12 protein-coding genes are annotated in these 13,468 nt (G+C 51.3%); 5 read left to right on the top strand and 7 right to left on the bottom strand.

Translation table 11 applies throughout. The features are described 5' to 3' along the window. Positions 1-106 precede the first annotated feature (106 nt). The 4 genes from ACLB09_RS14540 to ACLB09_RS14525 are packed head-to-tail and all read left to right on the top strand — an operon-like array spanning position 107 to position 2,772. Positions 107-1,393, top strand: a complete 1,287-nt coding sequence (locus ACLB09_RS14540) for an ArnT family glycosyltransferase (protein ID WP_410770548.1) — start codon at positions 107-109, stop codon at positions 1,391-1,393. After that, positions 1,390-2,097: a glycosyltransferase family 2 protein gene (locus ACLB09_RS14535; protein WP_410770547.1), complete on the top strand. Its 708-nt coding sequence runs from the start codon at positions 1,390-1,392 to the stop codon at positions 2,095-2,097. Before ACLB09_RS14540 ends, ACLB09_RS14535 begins: the two co-directional genes overlap by 4 nt. Further along, the gene (locus ACLB09_RS14530; RefSeq protein ID WP_410770546.1) at positions 2,094-2,441 is read left to right on the top strand and encodes a DUF2304 domain-containing protein; all 348 of its coding nucleotides are present in this window, start codon (positions 2,094-2,096) and stop codon (positions 2,439-2,441) included. The genes ACLB09_RS14535 and ACLB09_RS14530 overlap by 4 nt, the downstream gene beginning before the upstream one ends. Beyond that, positions 2,425-2,772: an EamA family transporter gene (locus ACLB09_RS14525; RefSeq protein ID WP_410770545.1), complete on the top strand. Its 348-nt coding sequence runs from the start codon at positions 2,425-2,427 to the stop codon at positions 2,770-2,772. Before ACLB09_RS14530 ends, ACLB09_RS14525 begins: the two co-directional genes overlap by 17 nt. Positions 2,773-3,680: 908 nt before the next feature. On the opposite strand, the gene ACLB09_RS14520 is transcribed toward ACLB09_RS14525, so the two are convergent. Both ACLB09_RS14520 and ACLB09_RS14515 read right to left on the bottom strand, forming a co-directional pair. Next, complete coding sequence (locus ACLB09_RS14520; protein WP_410770544.1) at positions 3,681-5,171, bottom strand: methyl-accepting chemotaxis protein; 1,491 nt, start codon at positions 5,169-5,171, stop codon at positions 3,681-3,683. A gap of 118 nt (positions 5,172-5,289) precedes the next feature. Further along, the gene (locus ACLB09_RS14515) at positions 5,290-5,742 is read right to left on the bottom strand and encodes a V4R domain-containing protein (RefSeq protein WP_410770543.1); all 453 of its coding nucleotides are present in this window, start codon (positions 5,740-5,742) and stop codon (positions 5,290-5,292) included. A gap of 182 nt (positions 5,743-5,924) precedes the next feature. Between ACLB09_RS14515 and ACLB09_RS14510 the strand changes: the two genes are divergently transcribed. After that, the gene (locus ACLB09_RS14510; protein WP_410770542.1) at positions 5,925-6,635 is read left to right on the top strand and encodes a Crp/Fnr family transcriptional regulator; all 711 of its coding nucleotides are present in this window, start codon (positions 5,925-5,927) and stop codon (positions 6,633-6,635) included. A 121-nt stretch (positions 6,636-6,756) separates the two neighbouring features. Here the strand turns inward: ACLB09_RS14510 and ACLB09_RS14505 are convergent, their stop codons facing one another. The 5 genes from ACLB09_RS14505 to ACLB09_RS14485 form a co-directional block, all read right to left on the bottom strand. Next, a complete protein-coding gene (locus tag ACLB09_RS14505; RefSeq protein WP_410770541.1) occupies positions 6,757-8,655 on the bottom strand; it encodes an ABC transporter ATP-binding protein in 1,899 nt (632 codons plus the stop codon). Further along, on the bottom strand, positions 8,652-10,379 hold the full coding sequence (locus ACLB09_RS14500; RefSeq protein WP_410770540.1) for an ABC transporter ATP-binding protein: 1,728 nt from the start codon (positions 10,377-10,379) through the stop codon (positions 8,652-8,654). The genes ACLB09_RS14505 and ACLB09_RS14500 overlap by 4 nt, the downstream gene beginning before the upstream one ends. 20 nt (positions 10,380-10,399) lie before the next feature. After that, the gene (locus ACLB09_RS14495) at positions 10,400-10,858 is read right to left on the bottom strand and encodes a MarR family winged helix-turn-helix transcriptional regulator (RefSeq protein ID WP_410770539.1); all 459 of its coding nucleotides are present in this window, start codon (positions 10,856-10,858) and stop codon (positions 10,400-10,402) included. A 180-nt stretch (positions 10,859-11,038) separates the two neighbouring features. Next, positions 11,039-11,899, bottom strand: coding sequence for a delta-lactam-biosynthetic de-N-acetylase (pdaA, locus tag ACLB09_RS14490; RefSeq protein ID WP_410770538.1), 861 nt, complete (start codon positions 11,897-11,899; stop codon positions 11,039-11,041). A gap of 94 nt (positions 11,900-11,993) precedes the next feature. Next, complete coding sequence (locus tag ACLB09_RS14485; protein WP_410770537.1) at positions 11,994-13,397, bottom strand: amino acid permease; 1,404 nt, start codon at positions 13,395-13,397, stop codon at positions 11,994-11,996. Positions 13,398-13,468: the final 71 nt, after the last annotated feature.

Genomic DNA, 13,468 nt, shown 5'->3' with positions numbered 1-13,468 from the left:
CCTTTCGAACGTTGAAGGATTGCATGAGCTTTTTTATGGATATAAACTGATATAATGGGTCTGAAAGGAAATTGAAAATGAATAAATAGAAAAGGGGTTGAATCATTTGTTCTCACCATCCGGAATCAGCCGGAAGGAAAAGATGCTGCTCTTCGGATTGATTGCCTTTGTGGCCATTCTTTCCAGCATCATCGTCCTCGCGTACAACGATTATTTTCTGCTGGGAGATCCGGTAAAGCCGAACAATGACGATGTCAAATATATTCAAAGCTCCAGGCTGTTGCTGAATGAAGGAGTGCTGGCATATAACACGAAGGAGCGGCCTTCCGCCTTTATTATGCCTGGCATGCCTTTTCTGTTGGCTGGGTTTATGGCGATATTCGGTCAGGATCAGGGAGGCGTTATCGCATTCCGGATTTTTCAGTGTCTGGAACAGGCCTTGTCGATCTACCTCATTTTTTGGATCGGCAGGCGGATATTCAATACCCGGGTCGGGCTTATTGCTGCTATTATTAGTGCGTTGTATCTGCCCGACTATTTCTCATCGGGTGTGATTTTGTCGGAAACGACCTTCCGGACTCTTCTTTTGCTCATGGTTTGTGTTACTATTCTGGCGCTGGAGCGCAACCGGACAAGCCTGTACATACTGATCGGCGTATTAACCGCGGCGGCGGCCTACTTCAAACCGCACGCCTCCCTTTATCCCGCGGTGTTTATTGTGCTCTGGTGGAGAGACAAGCTCCCTTGGAAGCTGGCGCTGAAATATATGTTTTTGATGGTGATCTTCTATGCGGCTTTGTTGACGCCTTGGTGGATCCGAAACTGGGTTACTTTTCATGAGTTCATTCTGTTTACCAACTCGGGAGGCAGCCCGTTCCTGCTCGGAACGCGGATTTACGGACAACTGCCGCCGGAAGGATTCTTCGAGGCCTATCCGCAATACGACCCGAAAACTTTGTTTCAAGGATCGGACAGTACGGCGGTTCAAAAAGGTTTGGACGTCATTTCCTACGGATTTAAGCACGAGCCGCTGAAATACTTGTACTGGTTTACGCTGGGAAGATGGGTCGAGCTGTATTTCCATCCCTTCTATTCCCGTCCGATCTGGCCCGTTACCCGGCCGGTCATGAATGTGCTGCAAATCATCCTTATGCTGGTCAATATGGCCGGAATCGTATGGGCGCTGGTGAAATGCCGGTTCTCCCGCCTGCTTCCGCTGTTGCTGGCCTTGAGTTATTTCACGGTCATTTATCTTCCGTTCGTTGCGTTTAACCGCTACGGTTATCCCAATATAGCGCTGCTGATCCTGTTCGGTGCTTTTCTGATTGATCGGTGGCTGCCGGCATATTCCCGGTCCGATCATCCTGAAGTGAGGAGGCCCTCTACCCTATGAAGACATTGATCATTATTCCTGCATACAATGAAGAGGGCAGTATTGCCACCGTCATCCGGGATATACGCCTCCATGTGCCGGAAGCCGACGTAATCGTGATCAACGACGGATCGACCGACCGGACGAAACAGCTGGCCGAGCAGGCCGGTGCCAAGGTCCTGACGCTTCCCTACAATGTAGGGATTGGAGGCGGGATGCAGACGGGATATTTGTACGCCCAGCGGATGGGTTACGACATCGCGGTACAGATGGACGCCGACGGTCAACATCCGGCCCGGGAATTGCCTAAGCTGATTGCAAAGGCGGCGGACAATGATCTGGTCATCGGTTCCAGATATGTCGAGACGACTTCCTACCGTTCTTCCCGCCTGCGGCGGATCGGGATGCTGTTCTTTTCCGGCCTCGTCTCCCTGGTGACCGGGCAGCGCTTCACCGATACGACCAGCGGTTTCCGGGCCGCCGGGCGCAAAGTGATCGAACTGTATGCCGACTATTATCCGATCGACTATCCGGAGGTTGAATCGATCGTCTACCTGAAACGCAAGGGCTGCCGGATCGCCGAGGTGGCGACGGAAATGCATGACCGGCAAGCCGGTAAATCTTCCATTACACCGTGGAAATCGGTATATTATATGATTAAAGTAACGCTAGCCGTATTAATGAGCGCGATCCGGTATGACAGAACGGCGGTGTCCAAGCCATGACGATCTATATATTGTCGGTGGCGCTAGCCTTTCTGTTTTTGCTTCTGGTTCTGGAACTGGTCCGGCGACAAAAGCTAAAAGAACAATATTCCCTGCTGTGGATTCTGTTCAGCGCGGTCCTGTTCATCGTTTCTTTTAACGTTTCTTTTATCGAATGGATTGCAGCGCGCCTCGGGGTCAAATATGCGCCTGCCATCCTCTTTCTGTTTGGGCTGTTATTTTGCTTTGCATTCATACTTCACCTGACGATCGTCGTTACAAGACTCACCGCCCAAGTGCTGCGTCTGACCCAAGAGCTGACGATTTTGAAGGAACAGGAGGCTCTCCATGGACAAAACGATTAGTTATCTTCTCTTATTAGGCAACATAGTATTGCTGGTCACCGGCCAAATGCTGTTCAAAATCGGCCTGGGCCGTTCAGGCGGCCTTCACTGGGGCAAGCTTGTCACCTCGCCGGCCGTAATCGGAGGCATTGCGCTGTACGGTATAGCTACCCTGCTATGGTTCGCCGTGTTGACGCGGATGCCATTGAGCGTTGCCTATCCGATGCAGGCTTTTGCTTACGTATTGGCGATGATTCCCGCCTACTTCATGTTCAATGAAACGATAACGCCGACCAAACTGGCAGGGGTTGCGGTAATTCTTTTTGGGGTTTATTTGCTGGCTAGAGCATGATAACCGGAAAAGTATGCTGCGCTTGATTTCAATGGATGCCTATTCTCCCAGAGAGGGCCATACTTCGGCAGAAAACTAATCTAGCTGGGTGTGCATAAATTTTAACCGGATTACTTTACTCTTGGAGAAGGCCCTACTTTAGCCGACAACATATAGCAGCTGTTAGTCAGCACAACTAACTGGAAAACCTACAGTTATTTTTAGGGAAATGTTCATTCATTTATAATTAGCTGTAAAACCTGCAGTTAATTTGGAGAGAACATGCTGTATTCGCCCAAAATGGTTGAAATAGATGGAGGTTTTCCATCTATTTCGCGATAAAGGGCTATTATCTTAAAATTAGCTGTAGGTTTTCCATTTAATCATCGATGCCGCTCGGACGCAGAACTATGCCGACTACACCACCGCAGCCACACAGCACTTACGGCACGCACCATACTCACGGCACTCACGGGCACTCTAGGCACTCACGGCACTCACAGCACGCACCAACTCACCACTCTCACCACACTCACGGCACTCACAGCACTCACAGCATTTACAGCATTTACAGCATTTACAGCATTTACAGCATTTACAGCATTTACAGCATTTACAGCACTTACAGCACTTACAGCACTTACGGCACTTACGGCACGCACCAACTCACGGCACTCACAGCATTTACAGCATTTACAGCATTTACAGCATTTACAGCATTTACAGCATTTACAGGATTTACAGCACTTACAGCACTTACAGCACTCACGGCACGCACAGCACTCACAGCACTTACGGCACGCACCACACTCACGGCACTCACGGCACTTACAGCACTCACGGCACGCACCGTACGCACCGCTCACATTTGCCCCATCACAAAAAACCGCCTGGACAAACTTGTCCAGGCGGTCTTCGTAATGGGCGGATCAGCGCTCGATGGCGATCAGCTGTTTGACGGCTTGATCCGTCTCTTCGATTCTGCGGACCATCGGCTCATTTTGAGCGGTCAGCGTATCGACGGTGGCCAGCAATTGTTGCAGGGTTGCCGACGATTGCTCGATTACCGCCACAAAGTCGTTCACGGCATGCTCAATTTCACCTGAAGTCTGTTGCACGGAATCGGCCACTTCGGAAATGCCGGTCGCACCTACCGTCAGCTCGCCAACGCTTTTGTCGATCGAGTCGAACGCCAGCTTGGTTTGACTTACGAGCTCCAGGCTCCGCTTCATGCTCTCGGCATTCTCCTCCAGCCGGACATGGGATAAGTCGGCCTGGCGGGTCGCTTGCCCTACGTTTTCGGTAATCTGCTTCGCTGATTCATTCGTCAGATCAGCAAGCTTGCGGATCTCATTGGCAACGACCTCGAAACCCCGTCCTTGCTCCCCTGCCCGTGCTGCCTCAATACTGGCGTTCAAGGACAGAAGGCTCGTCTGGCTGGCAATCTCCTGAATCGAAGTTGTCAGTTCGGCAATTTGATGAATGTTCGCAATCAGTGAGCCGATTTCGGTTTTCATCTCATTCATATTATTGTGGAATTGATCAATCGTTGTAGTCAAATGCGTAATGACCTCAGCGCCATTCGAAGAAGCATGCTTTGTCTCCATTACCGTTTCTACCAAATGAGTCATGGAATTAAGCATTTGGTTAATTTTCTGGTTGGAAGCGTATATATGGTTGGATATTCCGCCGATCGTTTCCGTCTGAACCGCCGAACCCGTAGCCATCTCTTGAAAAGCGGTGTTCATTTCCCGGAATGCCTGGTTGCTATCGTGACTGTTGACCCGAATTTCGCCGATGCTCTGGGAGATCGTACGGGTAGCTTCGGAAGTTACTTTTTCCCGTTCTAACTCTTTGGCAAGCATCTCCGAAGTCTCATGGCTCAGTTCGCCGATATGCTTTATCATCTTTCTGCTTAAACCGGACTGGGCTAGCAGCACCGCGGCCGAAACAATATAGTAGAATAAATATAGCGAAAATTCGATGCCGGAACCGGGCGCACCCGACGGAACCATGAAATAGTTCAAAAAGATTAGGACCAAACCGGAACCGAATGCCGACCATACAACGATGGGCAAATTGTACATCAAGCCGATACTAAGCACGAAGAAGGCGGATAACCCTCCCGTTGCACTGCCCCCGTTTTGCAGAATCGGAATCGCGGATATAGCGAGCATCCCCACAACCGAGACTAATGAAATCCACCGTTCAAATTTTTTGGTCAGATGCCCGAACCATACTACCGCTACCAATATCACGCAGGGAATCATAATCGACGCAAACGCGGCGCCCCCTGCACGTAAACCGAGCAGCATAAATATCGTTAATCCGACGGTAAAGGAAACCATTAAACAGATCATTTGATTTCTCTTGCGCAAATCCTGGTAAATAAACTGTTTTTGATTTTCCTGCTCCACCATACTCATTTCCTCCTGCCAGCATTGTGTGTATGCATAATGAAATAAATATCGGCAGAGTGTGTCGAATTATGTAGATTAAGATCGAATCTTGGAGATTAATATCCTTAATTTAGAAAAATCAATCATACCAACGAACCTCATACTCGCAATGATCATCTCCGGATACATTACATTTAGTTTCACGAACCGTAACCTTCCGGTTCATAATCCTTCCTAACGCACCTTCAAGAATTGCTCCTTCCAGATCGCATACCTTTTTCTCCTCCAAGACGGGAAGTCCCTTGCAAAAGCAATCATCCACCACGATCTTAATCAGATGCTTGTCCCGATGAGTTACGCGAGGGAGGCCGATCTGCAACGTCGCAAACATGTCCAGTAATTCCTCTTCCGTAGAAACCGGCAGGCTTTCTCCGATTTTCCGGCCGATGGAGGCCGTTGTCCCTTTGCCTTCCAGAGGCAACGCCTCCCTCATTCCGATAAGCCGGATTGCCCGGAACAGCTCCAGCGGCACTTCTTTTCCAAGCCGGGTACGTTGTATCTTTTTCAAATCATCAAAAGAAAATCCATTCATCTTGTTGTCCTCCTGTTCTGTGTGAGGGTTTCCTCACTTCCATACTTCCAATTTGCCTTATCTTCCTGTTTTCAACCTTGATTCAGGTCAAGTTTTGTCCTCAAAGTTTGTGATGTAGCGCACAATGTCGGGAATAGCTTGCTGGTAGTTTAGAAGTAAAGATGACCATGGAGGTGCCAAAAATGGCTTGTACATTGCATTCCACCGGTGCCGGAACGGCGGCTCCTTCCTGCCTGTCCCGCGTACCGGTGTTTAGTCAATTGCGTCCCGAAGAAATCGAACTGCTGCACACCGTGATGCGATCTCTGCATTTTGCCAAGGGAGATATGATTTTCCACGAAGGGGACCGTTCCGATTCTCTCTTTGTTCTTAGCCGCGGGGTCATTAAGTTGACCAAGCTTGAAGATAACGGGAAAGAGCATATTATCCGGCTGCTTTTTCCCGGCGATTTTTTCGGCCAATTTTCACTGCTACAGGAAAAACCCCATTACGCAAGCGCCAGTGCGGCGGATGAAGCCGATATTTGCCGCATCCACCGCGCCGACTTCTTGGAGGTGTTGCGCCGAAGTCCCGATACGGCCGCCCGATTCATGAGCGCACTGAGCGGACAACTGGAAGAGGCGGACAGTTGGGCCGCCGTCCTTACTCTGCTTGAGGCCGACCGGCGACTGGCCAAAATGCTGCTTTATTTCCGCCATAAATCGGCACCGTCATCCAGTGAATTCATCCTGCCGGTCAGCAAAAAAGAGCTTGCCGGCGTGATCGGCGCCACGCCAGAAACGCTAAGCCGAAAGCTCGGTCAGCTGACGAACAGCGGAATAGCGGCCGTAAGCGGCCGGAAGATTATCATCCTGAAGGAACAGGAGCTGCTCAGATTGGCGGGCGAGGTGTAAATGAATCGGCGCCGTAACGCATCATAGAGCCCGTTCCCCCCTGAAACAAATAAAAAACCGCGGCCCATGGCACGCGGTTTTTGAGATAGGCTGATATATATGGGAGGGAATCAAGAGCGGATTAACCCGCTTCCTGATCAAAGCCGCCCTTCGAAAATTGGCTGTTGTACAAATCGGCGTAGAACCCGCCTTGTTCCAGCAGTTTCTCGTGCGTTCCTTGCTCGATAACGGAACCGTGGTTCATTACGAGGATCAAATCGGCATCCCGGATCGTAGACAACCGGTGCGCGATGACAAAGCTCGTTCTGCCCTTCATCAGCTCGTTCATCGCCTTTTGGATATGGATCTCGGTCCGGGTATCCACGCTGCTGGTCGCCTCGTCAAGAATGAGGATGGCCGGATCGGCGAGAATGGCGCGCGCGATGGTCAAGAGCTGTTTTTGCCCCTGCGAAATGTTCGAGGCTTCTTCGTTTAGGATCGTATCATACCCGCCGGGGAGCGTGCGGATGAAATGATCGGCATGCGCTGTTTTGGCCGCCTCGATAATCTCTTCCTCCGTGGCGCCTTCACGTCCGTAGGCAATGTTATCGCGGATCGTGCCGTTGAACTGCCAGGTATCCTGCAGTACCATTCCGAACAGGCTGCGCAGATCGCCGCGCTTCATATCCGTAATATTAACCCCGTCGATTCTGATCGCTCCGTCATTCACTTCGTAGAAGCGCATCAACAGATTAATCAGCGTTGTCTTGCCCGCGCCCGTCGGTCCGACGATGGCGATCGTCTGGCCTTGGGATACCTCGATATTCATGTCTTCAATTAGCGTATGATCCGGATCGTACCCGAACTTCACATGGTCGAAAACCACGTTGCCTTTAGGCTGTTCAAGTACCACTGGCTTCGCTGATTCCGGAACCTCTTCCTCTTCATCCAGAATTTCAAACACCCGTTCCGCCGACGCCACCGTAGATTGAATAATATTGGCGATATTCGCGGTTTGGGTAATCGGCATCGTAAATTGTCTGGCATATTGGATAAAGGCTTGCACATCCCCGATTTCAATACTCTTTTTCGTAACCAGGATCCCGCCGACGACCGACACGAGCACATATCCGATATTTCCGATAAAGCTCATGATCGGCATGATGACCCCGGAAATGAATTGAGCTTTCCATCCGGCTTCATACAACCGGCCGTTGATTTCGTCGAACTGCTCCAAAGAACGTTGTTCGCGCCCAAACACTTTGATGATTTTGTGTCCGGTATACATCTCTTCCACGTGACCGTTTAATTGGCCCAATTCTTTTTGCTGTCGGACGAATTGCTTCTGCGAACGCTTGGCAATCGAAGTGATCGCGACGATGCTAAGCGGAAGGGTCAATACCGCGATTAACGTCATCAGCGGGCTGATCGACAGCATCATTGCGATGACCCCGATGATCGTCAGCACCGATGTGATAAGCTGCGTCAAGCTTTGCTGCAGGGTGTTGCTGATATTATCGACATCGTTCGTAACCCGGCTCAAAATTTCCCCATGCGTCCGGGCGTCAAAATACTTCAACGGCAGCTTGGACAGCTTGTCGTTCACGTCCTGCCGCAAATCGTAAACCGTTTTCTGCGCGACGCCGGCCATCAGATACTGTTGGAAGTAGCTGAAAATCGAGCTTAACACATACAAACCGAGCAGGATCAAAATGATATGCCATACATATTGGAAGTCGATCTCCGCCCCAGGTACGCCCTTCATTTTGGCAATGATGCCTTCGAACAGTTTCGTGGTCGCTTTACCCATTACTTTCGGGCTAAAAATACTGAATAAAGTACTTAATATGGCCATGATCAAAACGGCACCAAGTTGATATTTATGAGGACGCAAATAACGGATCAGGCGTTTCAGCGTACCTTTGAAGTTTTTGGCCTTCTCCACGGGCATCCCCATGCCGGGACCTCCGGGACCGCCAGGACCGCGTCCGCCGTGTCTGCCCCGGCCGCCGGGACCTCTTCTAGTTTGCTCCTGGCTCATGCGATCTCCTCCTCCGAAAGCTGCGAATACACGATCTCCCGGTACACGTCGCAGGTTTCCATAAGTTCGTGGTGAGTGCCGATTCCGGCGATCCGGCTTTCGTTCATTACGATAATGCGGTCCGCATCCAACACGGTACTTACCCGCTGCGCGACAATAATTACGGTCGATTCACGGGTTTCGTCCTTCAAGGCCGCACGCAGCTTGGCATCGGTCTTGAAGTCAAGCGCCGAGAAACTGTCGTCAAAAATATAAACTTCCGCTCCCCGGACCAACGCCCGGGCGATGGAGAGGCGCTGCTTCTGACCGCCGGAGACGTTGCTTCCGCCCTGCGCGATAACGGAATCGTAGCCCTGCTCCATTTCGCCGATAAAGTCGGCCGCCTGGGCGATTTTCGCCGCATGCCGCACTTCCTCGTCGGTCGCGTCCTCTTTGCCGTAACGGATGTTGTCCTGAATCGTTCCGGTAAACAGCACGGCCTTCTGAGGTACAAAACCGATCTTGGCACGCAGTTCTTCCTGCGGCAAGTCCCGGACATCCATGCCGTCGACAAGCACCCGTCCTTCATTCACATCGTAAAACCGCGGAATCAAGCTGATCAGCGTCGATTTGCCCGAACCCGTGCCGCCGATGATCGCCGTCACTTCCCCCGGCTTGGCGCTGAACGAAATATCCTGCACCGCCGGCTGCTCCGCGCCGGGATAACTGAACGACACATTCTGGAATTCGACATACCCTTTTTGATCCCCGGCAGACACGGTGTTGTCCGCATCCTTGATTACCGGGACCATATCCAGCACTTCATTGATCCGAACCGCAGAAGCCGAGGCGCGGGGAATCATGACGAACATCATCGATACCATGATCAGGGAGAACATGATTTGCATCGCATATTGCAAAAAGGCCATCAGGTCCCCGACCTGCATGTGTCCCGCGTCGATGCGCAGTCCGCCGTACCAAATGATCGCGACCGAAGAGACGTTCATGACCAGCATCATCACCGGCATCATGAAGGCCATGATTTTGTTAACTTTGATTGACGTATCGGTCAGTTCGAAGTTGGCTGTTTCAAACCGTTTCTTCTCATGGTTGATCCGGTTGAACGAACGGATGACTCGCATCCCGGTCAATTCTTCGCGCATGACCAAATTAAGCCGGTCAATTCTTTTCTGAATCGTCTTAAACAGCGGAATCCCTTTTCTCGCGATCAGAAAGATCGCCAGCGCCAATACGGGCATGATGACGACCAAAATCAGCGACAGCGTCGCGTCCTTGGATACCGCCATAATAATCCCGCCGATGCACATCATCGGTGCCATGACCATCATCCGCAGCATCATGATCAGCACTTGCTGCATCTGGGTGATGTCATTGGTCGTCCGGGTAATCAGCGACGCGGTGCCGATTTTATCGAATTCCTCTAGCGAAAAATTCGATACATGGTTAAACACTTTGGCCCGCAGCGATTTCCCGAAGCCCGAAGCCGCCTTGGACGAATAGTAACTTGCGCCGATGGAGCAGATCATCCCGCCCAGCGCCACCAGCAGCATGAACAGGCCGATCCGCCAAATGTACGGCGTGTCTCCCTTCACGACACCGGTGTCCACGATATCGGACATGAGCGTCGGCAGGTACAACTCGGACAGGGTCTGGAAAAATACCAGTACCAAGACGGCCGCAACCAACCAACGGTATGGCTTCAAATGCCGGAAAAGTTTTATCATTCCCATCATCTCCACTTTCTTTATTTAGGAAGATCGCTTGTATGTTTCTCTTTCAGAAACTGAAACACAAGCTCCAGTAAGTCAGCCAGTTGAGTGCTCCGCTCTTCGCCCAAAAAGTCGGACAATTCCTTGAAGTGGCGGGCATAGACCGTCTTGGCTTCCTGCCTCACCCGTTCGCCTTCCTCGGTCAGCTTTACCCGGACGACCCTGCGATCTTCCTGATCGTAAATCCGAACAACCAAGCCGCCGGATTCCAAGCTGCGGATCAGCGGGGTCACTGTAGGCGGACTCACGCGCATCATGCTGCTGATACTCGAAATGGTAACGCCGCGTTCTTCCTTCAGGCTCCCTTTTTGGATCATAAACAATACTCTGAGCTCACTGGGCTTGTATCCGTCCAAGGCTTGCTTATGCCATTCCGCCTTTCTGAAACGGCCAAGGACTTCCATTAGTCGCTGGGCCTTACTATCCTCGCCCATAATCAACTCACCGCCCCCTTTTAATTTATTTAGATACTTTAATATTTAGCTAACTTATTTATTCGCAAACCTAATTATATGAGCCTAAAAATCCAAAGTCAAGATACTTGCCTCAGTTAACAAAACAGACCGCCTGAACGGGGTTTACCCGATACAGGCGGTCTGTTTAAATGGAGCAGGTTAGGGCTGCGAACCCGGCATAGGCTGCTGTTCTTGCGGCCGTTTGCCAAGCTCGTCCAGGCTGCGGAACTCATAGCCCTGGCGACGGGCTTCGTCGATAATCGCGCCCAAAGCGGCGGCGTTATCCTTGGAGACGGAATGAAGCAAAATCACCGCGCCGGGATGCAGTTGTTGCACGACTTTTTGATAAGCATAGGCCGTCCCCTTCTGGTCGTTTACGTCCCAGTCTTTGTAGGCGACCGACCAGAACACGTTCGTATACCCGAGTTCTTTTGTCACCCGCAGTACCCGATCGCTGAAAATGCCGCGCGGCGGACGAAGGTAACGCATCCGATCCGTGCCGGTCAATGGCGCCGACGCTTGTTTTACGCGATCCAGCTCTTCCTTGATGCGGGCATCCGTAATCGTCGTCATGTCCGGGTGGCTCCAGGAGTGGTTCCCCACCAGGTGCCCTTCCGCGGCCATCCGTTTTACTAGATCCGGCTGATCCTTAACGTAGTGACCGGTGATGAAGAACACCGCCGGTACCTTCTTCGCCTTCAAAGTATCGAGAATCGGCGCGGTATATCCGTTCTCGTACCCGTTATCGAAGGTCAGGAACAGGTCTTTGCGGGACGTATCCCCCAAAAAAATCGCGCCATGTTTATCCACGATCTCTTTGAAGCCTTCCTCATTAATGGAAGGAAGTTGTCCCCCTACGCTCCTTTTGAATCCGAAATGATAAGGCACATCGGCTGAAACGGCTGAAGTATAAGCGGCATCCGTCGCTGTAGTGGCCGGGGCATAAGCCAAAGCATCCCCTACGGCTACAGGACTGAAGAGAAAACAGGCGAGCAGGCCCGAAATCCAGGCAACCTTCATGCGGAAAGTTCTCTCCTTCTTCTTGAATTGTAGAAATACTCCGCTTAATGTCAGCACTTTTCGCCGGGAATATGCATGCTTTTCTTTATTTCGGCTATTTCTCTGCCTTCCCGGATAAATGGCTATGCTTGTAACCGTACAAGAAATAAACGCCCAGACCGAGGGCCATCCACAGCAGGAACGCAATCCACGTAATCCGCGGCAGGCTGATCAGCAAGTATCCGCAGGTTGCCACCGCAATCAGCGGAATCAACGGAACGAGCGGCACTTTAAAGGACCGCTGCAAGTCCGGGCGGGTTTTCCGCAAAATGACAACCCCGAGGGAGACGGAAATGAAGGCGAACAGGGTGCCGATACTAACGAGATCGGCCAGTTTGTTCAGCGGAATCAAGCCGGCAAAGATAGCGACCACAATGCCGGTTACCCAAGTACTTGTGGCAGGTGCCCCTGTTTTCGGATTAAGCTTGGACAGCTTCTCCGGAAGAAGCCCGTCGCGTCCGATCGCGTAAAAGAGCCGGGTTTGTCCAAACAGAAGTACGAACAACACCGTAGTGATACCGACGATAGCACCCAGGGAAATAAAACCGGCCACCCAGTTTTGATGAATAAACTGGAGCGCGAAAGCAACGGGATTTTTAACATCTAGCAAGGTATAAGGAACGATGCCTGTCAATACGGCGGTAACCAGAATGTACAACAAAGAGCAAACGGCCAGCGACCAAAGGATGCCTTTCGGCAAATCCTTTTGCGGGTTTTTCACTTCCTCGGCAGCCGTTGCTACGACATCAAAGCCGATATAAGCCAAAAATGCGGTTGCCGCCCCGGTAACCACGCCGCCGAACCCGAACGGCATGAACGGTGTCCAGTTGGACGGCTTCACATAAAATACGCCGACGGCAAGGAACAGGATGATCACTGCGACTTTGATGATAACCATAATTGAATTGAGCCGCGTCGATTCCTTGGCTCCGCGCGATACGATGAAAGTCAGCAGCAAAACGATCAGTACGGCAGGCAAGTCAAAGTAAGTCCCGCCGGCGGGATTAAAGGCGCTGCTGAGCGCTTTGGGAATTTCCAGGCCGAATCCGGATAGCAGGCCCTGAAAATACCCCGACCAACCGCTGGCCACCATAGAAGCGGCGAATCCGTATTCCAGGATCAGATCCCAGCCGAGAATCCAGGCGATAACTTCTCCGAAAGTGGCATAGCTGTACGTGTAGGCGCTTCCCGAAACGGGGACCATAGAGGCGAATTCCGCGTAGCATAGCGCGCAAAAAGCACAGACAATCCCGGCAAGGAGGAAGGATAAAATGAGCCCCGGCCCGGCGTGCTTGGCGGCAGCGACTCCGGTTAACACAAAAATCCCGGTGCCTACTACACATCCGACACCGAGCATCGTTAGGTCAAATACGCCAAGTTCTTTTTTTAATCCGCCGCCGCTGGATGCAGCTTTTTCTTGAAGCATAGAAGTAATCGATTTTCTTCTGAAAAGACTCATTCAGGCTCTGTCCCCTAATATTGATGTATTTAAATGCACATTTTGTTATTATAATGAATCCACCCTGACAT

This window comes from Fontibacillus forbon (assembly GCF_046559655.1).
Lineage (GTDB): Bacteria > Bacillota > Bacilli > Paenibacillales > Paenibacillaceae > Fontibacillus.
This window is presented reverse-complemented; position numbering and strand designations above follow the sequence as displayed.

Excerpts from the sequence above, each read along its gene's own strand:
- ACLB09_RS14535 (WP_410770547.1), top strand. The coding sequence starts at position 1,390 with ATGAAGACATTGATCATTATTCCTGCATACAATGAAGAGGGCAGTATT.
- ACLB09_RS14530 (WP_410770546.1), top strand. The coding sequence starts at position 2,094 with ATGACGATCTATATATTGTCGGTGGCGCTAGCCTTTCTGTTTTTGCTT.
- ACLB09_RS14525 (WP_410770545.1), top strand. The coding sequence starts at position 2,425 with ATGGACAAAACGATTAGTTATCTTCTCTTATTAGGCAACATAGTATTG.
- ACLB09_RS14520 (WP_410770544.1), bottom strand. The coding sequence starts at position 5,171 with ATGGTGGAGCAGGAAAATCAAAAACAGTTTATTTACCAGGATTTGCGC.
- ACLB09_RS14515 (WP_410770543.1), bottom strand. The coding sequence starts at position 5,742 with ATGAATGGATTTTCTTTTGATGATTTGAAAAAGATACAACGTACCCGG.
- ACLB09_RS14510 (WP_410770542.1), top strand. The coding sequence starts at position 5,925 with ATGGCTTGTACATTGCATTCCACCGGTGCCGGAACGGCGGCTCCTTCC.
- ACLB09_RS14505 (WP_410770541.1), bottom strand. The coding sequence starts at position 8,655 with ATGAGCCAGGAGCAAACTAGAAGAGGTCCCGGCGGCCGGGGCAGACAC.
- ACLB09_RS14500 (WP_410770540.1), bottom strand. The coding sequence starts at position 10,379 with ATGATAAAACTTTTCCGGCATTTGAAGCCATACCGTTGGTTGGTTGCG.
- ACLB09_RS14495 (WP_410770539.1), bottom strand. The coding sequence starts at position 10,858 with ATGGGCGAGGATAGTAAGGCCCAGCGACTAATGGAAGTCCTTGGCCGT.
- pdaA (WP_410770538.1), bottom strand. The coding sequence starts at position 11,899 with ATGAAGGTTGCCTGGATTTCGGGCCTGCTCGCCTGTTTTCTCTTCAGT.
- ACLB09_RS14485 (WP_410770537.1), bottom strand. The coding sequence starts at position 13,397 with ATGAGTCTTTTCAGAAGAAAATCGATTACTTCTATGCTTCAAGAAAAA.